Here is a 15,477-nt window from a genome sequence, read left to right as displayed (position 1 = left end):
GGAGGGCAGGATCAGCACCATGGACTACCGACATGCCGTCGCCGCCGACGCCCCGGCCATGGCAGAACTCTTCGCGGCCAACCACTACGACGCGCTCACGGAACGGGAACGCGCGGAACGGGGCTTCGTACAGGGCGGCTTCGACACGGAGTCACTGCGCTCGATGGCCGGGCAAGGAACCCTGCTCGTCGCGGACGACGACGGCCACCTGGCCGGCCTCCTGGGCCTGGCCTCCCCGGACAACGTCACCAGCCCACCCCCACCGGTCCAGGCACTACTGGCCGCCCAGGACACCCTGCGATGGCAGGGCCGGCCCCTCCGCTCCATCCCCTTCCTCCTCTACGGCCCCGTGGTGGTCGCCGCCGCCTACCGGGGCAGGGGAGTGGCCCGAGGCCTGTTCACCGCAGCCCTCCAGTCAGCCGCGGCCCGAGCCGACCTGCTGATCGCCTTCATCGAACTCTCCAACCAGACCTCCTGGCGAGTCCACGTGAACGGCTTCGGCATGGTCCCCCTGGGCGAGTTCACCCTCGGCTCCCGCCCCTACGGGATCGTCGCCGCACCCACCCACCCGGAGCCACCCGCCACCTGACCCGTCCGATCAGCCGCCGACGCTGCTCCACATGAACTCCTCTCGCCAACCGGACCTGTCGAGCATCCAGCCGAGAAGCGCTCGCAGAACCTTCTCCTGTCGCTCCAGAACCAAGTACTCAGTCCCGCGCCGCAGTTCGGCGAGCATGATCCCCACCACCGACTTCGCGGGCCGCTTCACCGGTCATCTCTGGTGGAGCAGTTGCTCCCGCCTGCGCGGGTGGGACCGAAGGCCGCGGGGGGCAGGAGATAGGCAAGGCCCACGTCTTGCCTGATCAGGCGGTCTCGAAGAAGTCCTCCGCTGGCCCCGGGGCCTCCGAGATGGACGGCTGCCTCGTCGCTACCGCCGGAGCCCATGGCGACCAGCAGACGCGGGCGACCGCAGCGCTGATCTGCTCGAACGGTGTCTGACCACTGGTGTCCGCGGTTTGGTGGCGAAGCGACAACCGGACAGCCGCGCCCGGCGATCAAGCGGTGACGGCGATGATCACGGCTGCCACGGTCAGGAATCCCAGCCCGGACAGCACGAGGTCGACGGCGAGGCGAATCCGGACGTATTTGGTCCGGGCCGAGGCCGCGAGCACCTTCACCAACGTCAGTTGCTGACCGGCAGCCAACTCTCGTAGCAGCTCTTCGTCGGTGAGAGACGACCACTGCGGCCACCCTGTATCGCGCAGCTGAGGGCGTACGGCAAGCAGCAGGACCACGGTGGCGGCCAGCAGCGCGACCGCGCCGACCGCGCCTACCGCCAGGGCGGGGGACGGAATGTGCCCGCTGGCGCCCAGGGAGACAAGCGCGGCGAGCGCCGCACCGGTCAACGCCAACAGCAGCGCCGCCTTGCCGTCGCTGCGGCCCACCTCCCCGCGCAGGAGCGCAATCGCGGTGTCGACATGCGGGCCGGCCTCGCCGACCTGTAACGGGTCCGGGGTCGAAGTGGTGGTCGACATGGTGTCTGCTCCTCTGCGTCGGCCCGTACGAGCGCCGGATTCCCGGGCGTGGGTGCAGCTTGCCCGCCCAAGGGACGGCCTACCCACCGGGTCTCGTCCGGCATCAGCGCGTACCGCGCCACCGGAGGGACGGTCCGTACGGACAGCACGGGCCCTTTCGTGGTCCCGGGGTTTTCAATACCAGGCCCTGCCGAGCTCGGCGTGCTGCATCCTGCTCGGCGAGCCGAGACCGCGACGGGAACTCTGGACCGGCCGCTGAAGTTCGCCGCCGAGCCCGCCAGCCTCCGCATCATCCAGTGGCACGATGCCCGCCACGGCACTGCCACTCCCCCCCCCACGGCGCCGGCAGTCGCGCCCCGCGTCGTGATGGAGAACCTCGGGCTCTCCCAGATCGGCATCACCATGGACGTGTACATGCACGTCGCCCAGGACACCCAGAGCCAAGCCATGAGCCACATGGGCCGCCTTGATGCCAGCTGTAGATGTCAGAGGGGCCTCACCTACCAAAATTGGTAGGTGAGGCCCCTCTGAACCGGTGCCCTCGGCAGGATTCGAACGTGCGACATCCGCTTTAGGAGTGAGACGAATCCCTGCCAGGGCTTTTCGACGATGTCGCGCGGTGCTGTTCTACCTGATCAGCGGCACTCGGCTTTGTGAACCGGTCTCGCTCATAACACCCTGTGCCGGACCGCCAGCTCACGCATCGCTCATACCGAGGAGGCTTCGGAGATCACGTGAGCCGCTGATGCAGTAACTGTCCGTGCACACGCTCTACCTGCTCGGATCCGGCTCTGATTCCCTGAACGGGACGGCTCTTGGGTTCGACCACGAGGTGGGGCATGGAACGCGCGACCCATGGCGCAGCACGGAGTTGCACGGATGGCATCGGCGAGCGGCGTCCTGTCCGCTTCCTCTGGACCCTGTCACGGCCGGTCCGGGAGGAACTGCTGAGTATCGGTTCCCCAACGCAGTATTCGCCCGGGAAGAAGATCCTGGTGGAAGGGGAGGCGGGCGATCATCTGGTGCTCCTCAGGGCTGGCTGTGTGAAGGTCACTGGCACGCTCGGCAACGGGCATGAAACCCTGATCGCCATCCGGGTCGGCGGAGACGTGGTCGGGGAGATGGCCGTGCTCGACGACATGCCCAGGTCGGCCACGGTGACGGCGTGCGACGACGTCGCCGCGCACGTCGTCCAAGGCCGAGCGATGCGGAGCTTTCTCGAGAAGTGTCCCGAGGCCGCCATTCAGATCGTGCGGCTCAGCAACCGCCGCCTGCGCACAGCGAATTCCTGGCGCATCGCGTTCGGTGAGTTCCCCGTTCGAGTGCGGTTGGCCCGTGCGCTCGCTGAACTTGCCGAGAACTACGGCCGACGTGTCGGCTCGGACACCGTGATCTGTCTCTACCTCACGCAGATCGAACTCGCCGCGCTCATCGGAGCGAAGCTGAGGGCGGTACAGAAGGCGCTGGCGTCTTTTCGCGACCAGGGGATCGTCCGCACCGGTGGTGGCGAGATGGGGGTGATCAAGCTGGACCGCCTCCGGGCGATCGGACTCCTGTCGATGACCGGTCGTTGACGGGGCATTGGGACCGCATTTTTGCGGTCTGCTCGGAGGTACCGGCCCACCGGCCGCACAGTGGGCGTGCAACGCAAACAACTGTCCACTCTCATTGAGCAGGTGATGGTTCACATGACGTCGCACCCGACCGTCCGTCCCTGGGGCAAGCACCGGCCGGACGTCACCAGCCGCCTCTGCCTGGCGGCGGACATCGAGCAGTACAGCCGCTTCGACACTCCGGACCAGCGGACCGCGCAGGCCCAACTCGCCCGGGTACTGCGGATGGCGGCCGACCGCAGCGGACTGGACCACGGCAGGTGGTCCACCCAGCCGCAGGGCGACCTGGAGTTCGCGGTTCTCCCTCCCGGCACCCCCGAGCAGCTGGTGTTGGGTGCATACGTCACGCACCTGGCGGCCGAGCTCGGTGGCTACAACGCCACCCGCCAGCCTGCCGAGCGGATGCGGCTTCGTCTGGCTATCGACACCGGCGTGGCTACCACGGCAGCCCTGGGCTTCTCCGGCCCCGCCCCGATCGCGGTGGCCCGCTACCTGAACGCACCCGAGGTGAAGGAGGCTCTGGCGACCGCTGGGTCGGCGAGCCTGGCCGTGGTGGTCTCCGACCGGCTCTACCAGGACGTGGTGCGCTCGGGGTTCCACGGACTCGCCCCGGAGCAGTACCGCCGCATCCACGTGCGACAGAAGGAGTTCGCCGGGTATGGCTGGCTCCGGTTGCCTGGAGTGGACCCCCAGGGCGCGCGGGGCCTCCGGCCGGGTGCGCCCGATGACGGGCCGCGAGCCCCGGCACGAGTGGAGGAGCGGGGGCAGTCGAGCTTCGTGCAGCACGACGTTCACGGCACCGCCATCCAGGGCGTGATCCATGGATCCATCGTCCACGGGGCGGTGCCTGGCGGGGCAGGCCGGTGAGCGACGACCCGTCCGCCGGAGATTGCACATCGTGCGAGAACGCGGCGGGCCACAACCGTCAGCAGGCCACCCGGGGCCTCTCTGTCCAGGGCCGGACCGGCGATGTGCACTACTACGCCGCTGCCTGCGGCCACCATCCCGCCGCGAGCGCGCGGCGGAGCACGGCCGGCTTCTCGCCGGTCCCTTACGAGACGCTGCGCGAGGAGTTGCACCGGGTCGTCCGGGCCTGCTCACGCATCGTGGACGACCTGCGTGACGACACCGACGATTCGGGAGTTTCGCCATGGGACTGATCCCCTACAACCGGGTGTTCGACGTGCTGGAGCACTTGTTCCGGACCGCCGACCTGCCCTTCCCGGTCACCACGGCCGACGGTCCGGCCCAGATCTCCGCCCTGGCGGCCCGGCGGGCGCTGTACGGCAGGTCGGCGGACCCGCAGCTCCGCGAGGAGATCTGGCGCGAGGCCATCGGCGCCGCGCAGCGCGACACCGACGCGGCCGGAGCTGACCGGCTGCTGGTGCTTTGGCTGGCCCTGCCCGCGATGCGGGGCACCCTCTACCGGGTCGCAATCCGGTGGCCGATCGACCGGCGGGAGCTCGAATCCGAGTCACTGTTCGCCCTGTTGGCAGTGCTCGCGGACGTGGATCTGCAAGCCCAGGAGGTTGGCCTCGCACTGCTGAACCCCGCCGGCAATCGAGTGTGGGCGTTCGCCCAGGCCTGCATCCGGGAGCGACCGGTGGCGGACATCGCAGCGCTGGCAGCCGCCCACCTGGCCGTGGAGGCACCCGTGGAGTCGCCGGTCGGCGACTGGCGGGATGGCTGGGAGCTGCGGGTGTCGCCGCCTGCCCGGCCTGACGGCCTGTCGGCGACAGTGCGGTTCAGCGTCTCATCCGAGCGGCTGGAGAGCTTTCGACTGGGTGAACTGGCAGGGCACTTGGGCCTCGGGCAGATCGTGCACCGGGCGCGGCGCCCGAGCGAGGGCAGCCGGATCGGCGCCCTGTCGCTGCGTCCGGTCGGAGGGCGGCGATGATCCCACGCTCCGGCACCTGGCTGTCGTTCAGCGAGGCGTTCGATCTGCCGTTGGTCGTCGATCTGCGCACCGCCGCACGCGCGCTCGGGCTCTGCCCCGCCACCGCGTACAAGCTCATCCATCAGGGCGGCTTTCCCTGTTCGGTGTTGCGCCTCGGACGGCAGTACCGGGTCCCCACCGCTGACCTGCTGCGGGCGCTTGGGATCGAGGAGCGCCCCGTCTACCCGGCCGATCTACGAGCTGGCGTCGAGTTCGCGGAACAGCACCACCAAGCAACGCGGTTCGAAACGGAGGACTACGCATGAGCATCGTGGCCGTCGCTGGTCCGGAGCCCGACGAGGCGCCGATGACGACCTGCTTCGTCATCGCGCCCATCGGCAACGAGCACGCCCCGGATGGGAGTCCGGAGCTGCTGGCGTTCGAGGAGAACCTGGAGATCTACGAGAAGGTGATCCTGCCCGCCTGCGCCAAGAAGGGCATCGTTCCGGTCCGGGCGGACGGGATCGCCGACCCGGGCGAGATCACCGAACAGGTCTGCCGGCACATCCTGCAGGACGACCTCGTGATCGCCGACCTCACCGGGGGCAATGCCAATGTCGCTTATGAGCTCGGGATCCGGCACCTGACCGGCAAGCCCATCATCCACATTGGCGAGAACGGGCAGCTGCCGCTCGATCTCTCGCTGATCCGGACGATCATGTTCAAGCGCAGCCGGAGCGGGCTGGTCAGGGCGCGGCGGGACCTGGAGAGTGCGCTGGAGGGTGCTCTGCACAACGGGTTCGAGCCCCTCACCCCGGCCCGGATCCTGTTCGGGCTGCCAGCGGCGCTGCCGACTGTGGTCGAGGCGGAGCCGGACGATCCAGAGGCGCCCGGGCTGATCGACCAGTTCGCCCGAGTGGAGGAGCAGATGGAGGCGGTGACCGAGACCACGGAGGCGATCGCCGGGTTCATGACGGTGATTACCGATGCCGTGGTGCAGATCGGTCCCGTGATGGATCGGGCCTCCCAGCCAGGGGCGCCGATGGGCGCGTGGCTGCCGGCCATGACCGAGTTGGGGAAGGCGATGGCTGAGCCGGCTTCCGGTCTCCGGGAGGCGTGCACCCGTTTCGCCGGGCAGATGGTGGAGATGGACGCGGCAGCCCAAACAGCGTTCGACGTCATCGCGGCGATGCCGCCCGAGCAGCGCACCGGGCCGCCGACCGGGTTTCTGGAGCAGATGGTCGGCATTGCCGAGTCCACCCACGAGGTGGTCAGCGTGCTCGGTGAGGTCGAGGTCTGCATGCGATGGGTGGCGAAGATGAGCCGGGAGCTGCGGGTGCCCGGCCGGGACATCTCGGCCGCGGTTAAGCAGGTGAGTGCCGCGATGACCCGGATCGCCGACTGGGAGCGCCGGGCCCGCGAGCTCATCTGACCGCGCGGCCGGTGGCCTCGGCGACGGCTGCCGAGGTCACCCGCGCCGCCCAACCGTCGGCCGGGTGAGCCGCGCGATCGACTCGCCCCTAGAAGCCCTCGCCCCACCTGCGCCGCCGCCATCCGGCTGAACAAGGCGGCGCAGGGCGAGGTGCTCAGCTGAAGTGGACCGGCATCGACTTCGACCTCGGCACCCTGGTAGTCCGCTGTAGGCGACTCCGGCGCTGCCACCAGCACGGCTAGGGGGACCGCTGCGGACGCAAGCCCGGCTACTGCCCACGGGAGATAAACACGCGGCCATAGACAAAGGACACCAAGTCCCGTGCGGGCGGCTAGGCCATCGGCGTTCCCAGCCGCTGTTTGCGCTTCCCACGCGGCACCGGTCGGAGCAGGAACGGGAGCGGCAGGCAGCTGCAGACCTGTAGGGGAAGAAGGGATACGTCTTCCCCTCGCCCACGGGCGAGGGGAACAACCTGAACACCGACCACCACCAGTGGAAGGCCCTCCCCAAGGTGGCGGGCACCCGCGACGGCCGACAGCACGACGCGGCGTCCGACGCCTGATCACGGCAACTGCAACTCTCGATCGAGGAAGGACCCGACCGCTCAGCGCGGTCGGGTCCTTCGTTTGGGGACGAGCGGCACCAAGGTTTGTCCTGGGAACCACTTTTGCGAACGATCTAGATCGACAGCGTTGGGCCTTTGGGGAGATTTGTTGGATCGAAGGCCACGGTGCGAGGGGCGGTTCGGTCGATCTTGATGACGCGAACCACGGAGAGAGCGGTCCAGCTGATTTGCGTCGAGGTGACGATCATCTGGAAGCCTCGGTCAGCGAGTTCCAAGAGCGCGCGCGTCGAAGATCTTTTGTTCTGTCATGGAATGCAGGAATCCGAAGGGCTCGTTGATTAAGGACAATCTTGCTCGGCACACCGTCTGACTCGACCAGGGAGTGCAGGTATGCCTGCCAGTGCCCCAATCGGGGGCAACCAGGTCTGTGCTGTCGATGAGGTGGTAGCAACTGGAGCTGCTTTGGCGCGAGCGATCACGGCCCCGTAAGCTCCCGCGTCGGGCGGGTCTGTGGACCTGCCTGCTAAAGCGCGACGTTGAGGCCATGACCTTCGAGGCTCGCGCCAAAGTGGCCGCCTAAAGCCGTGGAGCCGACCGCCCAAAGCCACGACGTACCTCTTCTCTCACCTTAAGCGGCTTCTTTCCATGAGCGCGGTACGGGCGCCGGCCGGGCTGGAGCAGGGTGGAGACTGGAGCGAGCCGCCTTGAACCAGTAGAGAAAGTTGTAACTCACTCGTCCTGGCGGGGTGTGTGGGGGATGAAGTCGTATGCGTTCGCGGGCGTGACCTGCGATGCGCGTGCGAACGTGGGCGATGGACACGGCACGGAGCTCGCGACGCAGTAGAGCTCGACGAGTGTCGGCGCGATGGTCGTGGAGTTGGGTCCAGGCTTGCACGGTGTCGTCCGTGTCGAGCGTTGGCGAGATGGTGCGCAGGGCCGTGGGCACCCAGCTGTGCGCCTTGGCTTCGGAGTACGTGTCGTAGGAGCCCATGAGTTCCGGCGGTTGCGGGTCGTCCATGTTGTGCATCCAGCACTCGCGCCAGAGGCCTGGGCGGAACGTCGCTTTTAGCATGGCAGTGCGTGGCTGACCGTTCCCGTTGATGCCAGAAGCAGACACCAAAGGGCCCCGGACCCATGATCGGTCCGGGGCCCTTTGCCTGGTGCCCCCGGCAGGATTCGAACCTGCGACACCCGCTTTAGGAGAGCGGTGCTCTATCCCCTGAGCTACGAAGGCGGGGCTCGACCCACAGGGTACCGGATCGGGGCTTGGGTGGATGCCGGGATCGGGGGGCGGGGCGGGTGGCAGAGGTTCAGCGCAGGTGGCGCAGCGCGTCCGGGGTCAGGGCGGCCAGGGTGGGGTAGCCGTCGACGGCCATCAGGAGGTCGGCCTCGGCGAGCAGGGTGCGCAGGACGTGCACGATGCCGTCGGTGCCGTCCAGGGCGAGGCCGTAGGCGTAGGGGCGGCCGATGCCGACGGCCCGCGCGCCCAGGGCGAGCGCCTTGACGGCGTCGGAGCCGGAGCGGACCCCGGAGTCGAAGAGGACGGGCAGGTCGCCGGCGGCCTCGACCACGCCGGGCAGGCAGTGCAGGGCCGGCAGACCGCCGTTGGCCTGGCGGCCGCCGTGGTTGGAGCAGTAGATGCCGTCGGCGCCCGCGTCCTTGGCGCGGCGGGCGTCGTCCGGGTGGCAGATGCCCTTGAGGATCAGCGGCAGATCGGTGAGCGAGCGCAGCCAGGGCAGGTCGTCCCAGGTGAGGGGGTTGCCGAAGGTCAGCGCCCAGTGCAGGACGGCGGCCGAGGGGTCGTCCTCGGGAGACGTGGCGAGGCGGGAGCGGAAGACCGGGTCGCTGGTGTAGTTGGCCAGGCAATGGCCGCGCAGCTGGGGGAAGTTGCTCGCGGCCAGATCGCGGGGGCGCCAGCCGGTGATCCAGGTGTCCAGGGTGACCACGATCCCCTTGAACCCGGCCGCCTCGGCCCGGTGGACCAGGCTCTCCGCCAACTCCCGGTCGGTGGGCGTGTAGAGCTGGAAGAAGCCCGGGGTGTCGCCGAACTCCGCGGCCACCTCCTCCATCGGGTCCACGGTCAGGGTGGAGGCGATCATCGGCACACCGGTACGGGCGGCGGCGCGGGCGGTGGCCAGATCCCCGTGCCCGTCCTGGGCGCACAGGCCGATCACCCCGACCGGGGCCATGAACAGGGGGGAGGGCAGCCGCATCCCGAACAGGTCGACGGACAGATCGCGGTCCTTCGCCCCCACCAGCATGCGCGGCACCAGACCCCACTCCTCGAACGCGGTGACGTTGGCGCGCTGGGTGTGCTCGTCCCCGGCGCCGCCCGCGACGTACGACCGTACCGAGGGCGGCAGCGCGGCCAGCGCGGGCGGCTCCAACTCGGCGAAGGTCATCGGCAGCCGCGGTGTCACCCCGCGCAGGCCTTCGAGGTAGATCTCGTTCTGGTAGTCGGCGAACGCCATGGGTCCTCCTGCTCCGGCCCGCCGCGTGCGAGCCGCTGGACCCTACAGCGCGGGCCCGGCCCCGGGGAACAGGGTCAGGTCAGGTGCGCGTCACCCGTACCCGGTACGTCCCGTCGTCCTCCCCCGCCACTCGCACCACGATCCCGTGCCGCGGGTCCTTGAAGGTCTGGCCCGGGGTGAAGGGGGCGTCGGAGAGTTCGGCCTGGACATTGGGGCTGCGGGTGCAGCCGCCGCTGTCGCGGTGGGCGTCGTAGACGGTGATGGGGCCCCGGCCGGTGTCGACGGTGGCGTCCACCTTGTAGATGAGGACGCCGGGGCAGCAGATCGCCTCGTCGTTGCCGCCCTGCGCGCGGACCTCCAGGGCGTACGCCGTATGGCCGTTCACCGGGATGATCACCAGTTTGCCGCCGCCCGACCTGTACAGCGGGGTCAGGGAGTACTCGACGCTGCCGCCTTTCGCCGCGCAGCCCACCTGGGAGCCGTCCAGCCAGCCCAGTTTCCACTTGTCCCAGGCGAGCATGTCGTTGTTGGCGCCCCAGTCCTCGCTCATGATGTCCCAGTGCCCGACCGTGCCCCCGCCGTCCTGGGTGTACAGGTCGGGCAGGCCGAAGGTGTGGCCGTTCTCGTGCGGCAGCACCCGGTAGCCGGTGTGCGGGAAGGAGCCGGAGCCGTCGTCCTGGCGGGAGTAGATGAAGGAGGCGTTGGCGACCGGCACCCCGTCGGCCACCGGCGCGTCCGCGTTCCCCGCGAAGGTCACCGACAGCACCGTGTCCAGCGCGGACGGCCCCGCGTTCGGAGTGACCAATATGTTCAGCAGGTCGTACGAGCGGAAGTCGACCTTGGGATCGGCCGCGGCCACGATGTCCTGGACCAGCTGCCGGTACCCGGGGTCGAAGGGCGCGCCGCGTTCTATGCCGTACGCCTTGAACGGCTTCGGCATCCGCAGCCAGTCGGTCACCGGTGTCTCGGGCCGGTAGTCCAGGCGGCCGTACGAGGAGGCGCGGAACCAGTCCTGGGTGCGCGGGAAGAACTCGTGGAAGCGGTCCATCGCGCTGCCCTCTCCGGGCGCGTCGGAGAAGTCGACCATCAGGGTCAGGGCGTGCACGGTGCCGGTGGAGCGGGCGTAGCCGTGCGGGGTGGGCACGCCCTCGGTCATCTGGACTTCGGGGCCCCCGCGGATCATGCAGGGGGAGAGGGCGGCGGAGCGGGCGAGTCCGGTCGGCCCGGCGGTGGAGGGCGCCGAGAGGCGGGCGGTCCCGGCGGACGTGCTGATCGCGAGGGTCAGCGCGGTCACCGCGGCGAGAGCCATCCGGCGCGAGGGTATGCGGCGCGCGGATATACCGCTGGGGTCCTGGTCGGGGGATATGCGGCGGGGCGACTGCGGCTGCGGCTGCATGCACGGACCCTTCGCTCCACGGCAGCCGCCGGACTCCTGGCTGCGCCCTTGCGATCACCCTGTGCCGGGGCCCCGGCGGGCGCGCGCTGGGCGAGACCGATCGTGCGAATGGCGGGTCCGAACGTGGGAAGTGCGGGGGCGGGAGGGTGAATTCGGGTCCCCGGCACATGTGGCTCAGCTCACAGGTCCTTCTTCCGCGGACGGGAAATAAGTGGGGACCCTCTCCCCGTTTGGAACTGTGTCCGCCCGAAACGGGGACCCGGTCCCCGGATCATCAGGGCCCACCGGCATCGCACCGACATCACACCGACCGAAACCGACCGAGGAGCACGCCGTGACGACCGCCACCAAGCCCGCGCCGCGCAAGGTGACCCGGCCCCGCGCCGACGCCCTGCGCAACCGGGAGCGGATCGTCACCGCCGCCCGGGAGATGTTCACCGAGCACGGCCCGGACGTGCCGCTGGACGAGATCGCCCGCCGGGCCGGCGTCGGCAATGCCACGCTGTACCGCAACTTCCCCGACCGCGACGCCCTCGTCCGCGAGGTCGTCTGCTCCGTGATGGACCGTACGGCCGAGGCGGCCGAAGGGGCCCTCGCGGAGACCGGGGACGCCTTCGCCGCGCTGGAGCACTTCGTGCACGCCTGCGCCGACGAGCGGATCAGCGCGCTGTGCCCGATGGTCTCCAGCACCTTCGACCGGCACCACCCCGACCTGGAGGCCGCCCGCGAGCGCGTCGAGAGCCTCGTGGGGGAGGTCATGGAACGGGCCGTGACGGCCGGTCAGCTGCGGCCCGACGTCGGGGTGGGGGACCTGATGATCGCGGTGGCCCAGCTGAGCCGGCCCCCGGCCGGCACCGGCTGCCCGCAGGGCGACCGGTTCGTCCACCGCCACCTCCAGCTTCTCCTCGACGGCCTGCGGGCCCCCGCGCGCTCCGTGCTGCCGGGCACCGCCGTCACCGTCGGGGAACTCCGTCAGTGCGGTACGGCCGCATAGTCCGAACCGCTCCCGCCCGCCACACCAGCCGCTTCCGCCGTTCCCGCTCTTGTCGTCCGTTTTCCTGACGCGCTTGTCGTCCGTTTTCCTGACGCGTTCCGTTCACTGCCGTTTTCTCGTCATTTTTCCGTCACCTGGTCACGAAGCTCCGCACTCGTGAACTCCCGAAGTCCCGAAGTGGGTACCCCCATGTCCGACGCCCTCAAGGCCCCCCGCGTCGCCGCGCCATCCGGCGACGCCAACCGCTGGAAAGCGCTCGTCTTCATCGCGCTCGCCCAGCTGATGGTCGTCCTCGACTCGACCATCGTGAACATCGCCCTGCCCTCGGCCCAGAAGGACCTCGGCATATCCGACGGCAACCGGCAGTGGGTCGTCACGGCCTACGCCCTCGCCTTCGGTGGCCTGCTGCTGTTCGGCGGCCGGATCGCCGACAAGTGGGGCCGCCGGCGCGCCTTCCTCGCCGGTCTGATCGGCTTCGCGCTGGCCTCCGCGCTCGGCGGTCTCGCCGTCTCGGGCCCGATGATGTTCGGCGCCCGCGCCCTCCAGGGCGTCTTCGGCGCGCTGCTCGCGCCCGCCGCGCTGTCCCTGCTGGCCGTGATGTTCACGGACGCCAAGGAGCGCGCCAAGGCGTTCGGCATCTACGGCGCCATCGCGGGCGGCGGCGGCGCGGTCGGCCTGATCCTCGGCGGCTTCCTCACCGAGTACCTGGACTGGCGCTGGACGTTCTTCGTGAACGTGCCGTTCGCCATCGTCGCCGCGCTCGGCGCCACCCTGGTCATCCGCGAGCCGGAGGGCGGCCGCAACCGCGCCCCGCTCGACATTCCCGGCGTCCTGCTGTCCACCCTCGGCCTGGTCGCGCTGGTGTACGGCTTCACGCGCGCCGAGTCCAACGGCTGGAGCGACGCCCTGACCGTCTCGATGTTCGTGGCGTCCGCGGTGCTGCTGGTGTCGTTCGTGCTGGTCGAGTCCCGGGTCAAGGCCCCGCTGCTGCCGCTGCGCGTGGTCCGCGACCGCAACCGCGGTGGCATCTACCTCTCGCTCGGCCTCGCCATCATCGGCATGTTCGGCCTGTTCCTCTTCCTGACCTACTACCTCCAGATCGTGCAGGGCTACTCCCCGGTCAAGACCGGCTTCGCCTTCCTGCCGATGGTGGCCGGCATGATCACCGGCTCCACCCAGATCGGCGCCCGGCTGATGACCCGGGTGCGGGCCCGGTTCCTGATGGGCCCCGGCTTCCTGGTCGCGGGTCTCGGCATGCTGCTGCTGACCCAGCTGGAGATCGGTTCGTCGTACACCACCCTGCTGCTGCCCGCGATGGTGCTGCTGGGCCTCGGCATGGGCAGCGCGTTCATGCCGGCCATGTCCCTGGCCACCACGGGCGTCGAGCCCCGGGACGCCGGTGTCGCCTCCGCGATGGTCAACACCTCGCAGCAGGTGGGCGGCGCGATCGGCACGGCGCTGCTGAACACCATCGCCGCGTCCGCGAAGACGTCGTACCTCAAGGACCACATCGCCGGTGCCGCCACCAAGCCGCAGCAGCAGCTGGTTGGGCTCCAGAGCATGGTGCACGGCTACAGCACGGCGATCGCCTTCGCCGTCGGCATCCTGGGCGTCGCGTCGCTGATCGCCTTCACCTTCGTCAACGCCGGCCGTCCGGGCACCACTCACGTGGCCTCCGGCGCGGGTGTCGAGGACGAGCTGCCGGTGCCGGTGGTGGCCCACTGACCTCTTCGGTGAGCTAGCGGAGCCAGGGGAGGTCCGCGCCCTCCTCGTCCGGCTGCAGGCCCTCGGCGACGATCTCCATGATCTCGCCGAGGGCCTTCTGCTGTTCCGGGCTGAGCCGGTCGAACAGGGCCTGGCGTACGGCGGTGACATGGCCCGGGGCGGTACGGCCGAGCACGGCCGCGCCCTCCTCGGTGAGCACCGCGAACTGACCGCGCTTGTCGGAGGGGCAGTTCTCGCGGCGCACCCAGCCGTTCTTCTCCAGCCGGGCGATCGCGTGCGAGAGCCGGGAGCGGGTGATCTTCGCCTTCATCGCCAGTTCGGTCATCCGCAGCCGGCGCTTGGGTGCCTCGGCGAGCGTGACGAGCAGGCCGTAGTAGATGTGCGGCATGCCCGCGTCGCGTTGCAGCTGCCGGTCGAGGTGGTCCTCCAGCAGGGTGGTGGCGTGCAGGTACGCGCGCCAGACGCGCTGTTCCTCGGGGGTGAGCCAGCGGTGCGGTGCGGCGGAGTCCGGTGCCGTGTTCATGGGTCCACTTTACGAAAGGTCTTTTTGAAACTTGAACTAGTTGCGCGTACGGTGTTTCTCGTAGAGCTTGAGAGTTAAAGCATCCGGGAGTCGCCGCCATGTCCCTCGCCGCCGCCAAGGACCGCATGCCCGCCCTCTACCTCAGCCACGGCGCCCCGCCGCTCGCCGACGACCCGCTGTGGCCCGGCCAGCTCGCCGCCTGGGCCGCGACGCTGCCCCGCCCCAAGGCCGTCCTCATGGTCTCCGCCCACTGGGAGGAGGCCCCGCTCGCCCTCGGCGCGACCGAGACCGTCCCGCTCGTGTACGACTTCTGGGGCTTCCCCGAGCACTACTACCGGGTCCGCTACGACGCCCCCGGCGCGCCGGAGCTGGCCGAGTCGGTCCGCAAGCTGCTGCGCGCCCCCGGGACGCCCGTCCAGGACATCCCCGACCGCGGCCTGGACCACGGCGCCTACGTCCCGCTCGTCGAGATGTACCCGGACGCCGACATCCCCGTCCTCCAGGTCTCCATGCCCACCCTCGACCCGGTGCGGCTCATGGAGATCGGCCGCAGGCTCGCCCCGCTGCGCGACGAGGGCGTGCTGATCGTCGGCTCCGGCTTCTTCACCCACAACCTCGCCGCCCTGCGCCACCCGGGCGGGGGCGTGCCGAGCTGGTCCGCCGAGTTCGACGACTGGGGCCGGCGCGCGCTCGCGGACCGCGACTGGGACGCCCTGCTCGACTTCCTGGGCAAGGCCCCGGCCGGGCGCTACGCCCATCCGCGCACCGAGCACTTCGCCCCGCTCTTCGTCGCCATGGGCGCGGCGGAGGCGGGCGGCGAGCTGGACGCGCAGACGTCGGTGATCGACGGGTTCTGGATGGGGCTGGCGAAGCGGTCGGTGCAGTTCGGGTAGTCCGGGGTAGTTCCGGGTGGTCCCGGGTGGTCCCGGGTGGTCCCGGGTGGGCCGGGGTAGTCCGGGGTGGTCGCCGTGCGGCACCGGCACCCTGCCGCACCTCGGCCGGAGGTGGCGTACCCGAGGATCCGCTCGGCGCCGGTGTCCGGGTCGGTCCGGGTGGCAACCATCAGGCGGTGCGGGCCGTCTTCCGGGTGGGAGAGCAGCCAGGGCAGGCGCTCACGCGGGGTGAGAGGGACGGTGTCGAACGTGATGGCCGTCTCGCGCACATAGTGGTCGTAGATCTCCGTGAGCACATCGAGATCCCCCTCGACTCCCGGCCTGACCTGCGCCTCTGTGGGCTCGGGCATCCTCTCGCCTCCCATGCGGCGGAACAGGGTACTGCATGATCAGAAAAATTGAGGGGCAGGTTGGGAATTCTGTCCTGATTCCAGTCGTTGTTTCCATCGGATGC

General features: G+C 69.8%; 15 protein-coding genes, 1 tRNA gene and 2 pseudogenes. 11 read left to right on the top strand and 7 right to left on the bottom strand.

What is annotated here, in order from left to right:
* The first annotated feature begins 19 nt into the window (after positions 1–19).
* Positions 20–589, top strand: a complete 570-nt coding sequence (locus ACLF5H_RS11205) for a GNAT family N-acetyltransferase (protein ID WP_421675907.1) — start codon at positions 20–22, stop codon at positions 587–589.
* A gap of 9 nt (positions 590–598) precedes the next feature.
* Here ACLF5H_RS11205 and ACLF5H_RS11200 read toward each other — a convergent pair whose 3' ends face one another.
* Together ACLF5H_RS11200 and ACLF5H_RS11195 are read right to left on the bottom strand one after the other, a co-directional pair.
* Positions 599–736, bottom strand: coding sequence for a hypothetical protein (locus ACLF5H_RS11200; protein ID WP_421675906.1), 138 nt, complete (start codon positions 734–736; stop codon positions 599–601).
* A 319-nt stretch (positions 737–1,055) separates the two neighbouring features.
* Positions 1,056–1,535: a Pycsar system effector family protein gene (locus tag ACLF5H_RS11195; RefSeq protein WP_421675905.1), complete on the bottom strand. Its 480-nt coding sequence runs from the start codon at positions 1,533–1,535 to the stop codon at positions 1,056–1,058.
* Positions 1,536–1,802: 267 nt separating this feature from the next.
* Here ACLF5H_RS11195 and ACLF5H_RS11190 point away from each other — a divergent pair.
* From ACLF5H_RS11190 to ACLF5H_RS11160, 7 genes and pseudogenes are all read left to right on the top strand, one after another.
* Positions 1,803–2,051, top strand: a pseudogene (locus ACLF5H_RS11190) (site-specific integrase); the annotation flags it as partial.
* A 323-nt stretch (positions 2,052–2,374) separates the two neighbouring features.
* Positions 2,375–3,109, top strand: a complete 735-nt coding sequence (locus tag ACLF5H_RS11185) for a Crp/Fnr family transcriptional regulator (protein ID WP_421675904.1) — start codon at positions 2,375–2,377, stop codon at positions 3,107–3,109.
* Between the two features lie 114 nt (positions 3,110–3,223).
* A complete protein-coding gene (locus tag ACLF5H_RS11180; RefSeq protein ID WP_421675903.1) occupies positions 3,224–4,015 on the top strand; it encodes a hypothetical protein in 792 nt (263 codons plus the stop codon).
* On the top strand, positions 4,012–4,308 hold the full coding sequence (locus ACLF5H_RS11175) for a hypothetical protein (protein ID WP_421675902.1): 297 nt from the start codon (positions 4,012–4,014) through the stop codon (positions 4,306–4,308). Before ACLF5H_RS11180 ends, ACLF5H_RS11175 begins: the two co-directional genes overlap by 4 nt.
* Complete coding sequence (locus ACLF5H_RS11170; RefSeq protein ID WP_421675901.1) at positions 4,299–5,045, top strand: hypothetical protein; 747 nt, start codon at positions 4,299–4,301, stop codon at positions 5,043–5,045. The genes ACLF5H_RS11175 and ACLF5H_RS11170 overlap by 10 nt, the downstream gene beginning before the upstream one ends.
* The gene (locus tag ACLF5H_RS11165) at positions 5,042–5,350 is read left to right on the top strand and encodes a helix-turn-helix domain-containing protein (protein ID WP_421675900.1); all 309 of its coding nucleotides are present in this window, start codon (positions 5,042–5,044) and stop codon (positions 5,348–5,350) included. The genes ACLF5H_RS11170 and ACLF5H_RS11165 overlap by 4 nt, the downstream gene beginning before the upstream one ends.
* Complete coding sequence (locus ACLF5H_RS11160; RefSeq protein WP_421675899.1) at positions 5,347–6,456, top strand: hypothetical protein; 1,110 nt, start codon at positions 5,347–5,349, stop codon at positions 6,454–6,456. Before ACLF5H_RS11165 ends, ACLF5H_RS11160 begins: the two co-directional genes overlap by 4 nt.
* A 1,723-nt stretch (positions 6,457–8,179) precedes the next feature.
* On the opposite strand, the gene ACLF5H_RS11155 is transcribed toward ACLF5H_RS11160, so the two are convergent.
* From ACLF5H_RS11155 to ACLF5H_RS11145, 3 genes are all read right to left on the bottom strand, one after another.
* Positions 8,180–8,255: transfer RNA gene (locus ACLF5H_RS11155), tRNA-Arg, on the bottom strand.
* 76 nt (positions 8,256–8,331) lie between these two features.
* Positions 8,332–9,492 (bottom strand): alpha-hydroxy-acid oxidizing protein, encoded by a 1,161-nt coding sequence (locus ACLF5H_RS11150; protein WP_421675898.1) that lies wholly within the window; start codon positions 9,490–9,492, stop codon positions 8,332–8,334.
* Positions 9,493–9,571: 79 nt separating this feature from the next.
* Positions 9,572–10,888, bottom strand: a complete 1,317-nt coding sequence (locus ACLF5H_RS11145) for a M6 family metalloprotease domain-containing protein (protein WP_421675897.1) — start codon at positions 10,886–10,888, stop codon at positions 9,572–9,574.
* Between the two features lie 334 nt (positions 10,889–11,222).
* Between ACLF5H_RS11145 and ACLF5H_RS11140 the strand changes: the two genes are divergently transcribed.
* Both ACLF5H_RS11140 and ACLF5H_RS11135 read left to right on the top strand, forming a co-directional pair.
* Positions 11,223–11,882 (top strand): TetR/AcrR family transcriptional regulator, encoded by a 660-nt coding sequence (locus ACLF5H_RS11140; RefSeq protein WP_421675896.1) that lies wholly within the window; start codon positions 11,223–11,225, stop codon positions 11,880–11,882.
* A 189-nt stretch (positions 11,883–12,071) separates the two neighbouring features.
* A complete protein-coding gene (locus ACLF5H_RS11135) occupies positions 12,072–13,607 on the top strand; it encodes an MFS transporter (protein ID WP_421675895.1) in 1,536 nt (511 codons plus the stop codon).
* A gap of 13 nt (positions 13,608–13,620) precedes the next feature.
* On the opposite strand, the gene ACLF5H_RS11130 is transcribed toward ACLF5H_RS11135, so the two are convergent.
* On the bottom strand, positions 13,621–14,130 hold the full coding sequence (locus tag ACLF5H_RS11130) for a MarR family winged helix-turn-helix transcriptional regulator (protein WP_085565180.1): 510 nt from the start codon (positions 14,128–14,130) through the stop codon (positions 13,621–13,623).
* Positions 14,131–14,255: 125 nt separating this feature from the next.
* On the opposite strand from ACLF5H_RS11130, the gene ACLF5H_RS11125 reads away from it, so the two are divergent.
* On the top strand, positions 14,256–15,023 hold the full coding sequence (locus tag ACLF5H_RS11125; protein WP_421676176.1) for a dioxygenase: 768 nt from the start codon (positions 14,256–14,258) through the stop codon (positions 15,021–15,023).
* A gap of 107 nt (positions 15,024–15,130) precedes the next feature.
* Here the strand turns inward: ACLF5H_RS11125 and ACLF5H_RS11120 are convergent.
* Positions 15,131–15,373, bottom strand: a pseudogene (locus tag ACLF5H_RS11120) (GNAT family N-acetyltransferase); the annotation flags it as partial.
* Between the last annotated feature and the right edge of the window lie 104 nt (positions 15,374–15,477).

This window comes from Streptomyces sp. LaBMicrA B280 (genome assembly GCF_049222185.1).
GTDB lineage: Bacteria > Actinomycetota > Actinomycetes > Streptomycetales > Streptomycetaceae > Streptomyces > Streptomyces murinus.
This window is presented reverse-complemented; position numbering and strand designations above follow the sequence as displayed.

Coding starts and splice junctions, on each gene's coding strand:
- ACLF5H_RS11205 (WP_421675907.1), top strand. CDS start 20: ATGGACTACCGACATGCCGTCGCCGCCGACGCCCCGGCCATGGCAGAA.
- ACLF5H_RS11200 (WP_421675906.1), bottom strand. CDS start 736: ATGCTCGCCGAACTGCGGCGCGGGACTGAGTACTTGGTTCTGGAGCGA.
- ACLF5H_RS11195 (WP_421675905.1), bottom strand. CDS start 1,535: ATGTCGACCACCACTTCGACCCCGGACCCGTTACAGGTCGGCGAGGCC.
- ACLF5H_RS11185 (WP_421675904.1), top strand. CDS start 2,375: ATGGAACGCGCGACCCATGGCGCAGCACGGAGTTGCACGGATGGCATC.
- ACLF5H_RS11180 (WP_421675903.1), top strand. CDS start 3,224: ATGACGTCGCACCCGACCGTCCGTCCCTGGGGCAAGCACCGGCCGGAC.
- ACLF5H_RS11170 (WP_421675901.1), top strand. CDS start 4,299: ATGGGACTGATCCCCTACAACCGGGTGTTCGACGTGCTGGAGCACTTG.
- ACLF5H_RS11165 (WP_421675900.1), top strand. CDS start 5,042: ATGATCCCACGCTCCGGCACCTGGCTGTCGTTCAGCGAGGCGTTCGAT.
- ACLF5H_RS11160 (WP_421675899.1), top strand. CDS start 5,347: ATGAGCATCGTGGCCGTCGCTGGTCCGGAGCCCGACGAGGCGCCGATG.
- ACLF5H_RS11150 (WP_421675898.1), bottom strand. CDS start 9,492: ATGGCGTTCGCCGACTACCAGAACGAGATCTACCTCGAAGGCCTGCGC.
- ACLF5H_RS11145 (WP_421675897.1), bottom strand. CDS start 10,888: ATGCAGCCGCAGCCGCAGTCGCCCCGCCGCATATCCCCCGACCAGGAC.
- ACLF5H_RS11135 (WP_421675895.1), top strand. CDS start 12,072: ATGTCCGACGCCCTCAAGGCCCCCCGCGTCGCCGCGCCATCCGGCGAC.
- ACLF5H_RS11130 (WP_085565180.1), bottom strand. CDS start 14,130: ATGAACACGGCACCGGACTCCGCCGCACCGCACCGCTGGCTCACCCCC.
- ACLF5H_RS11125 (WP_421676176.1), top strand. CDS start 14,256: ATGCCCGCCCTCTACCTCAGCCACGGCGCCCCGCCGCTCGCCGACGAC.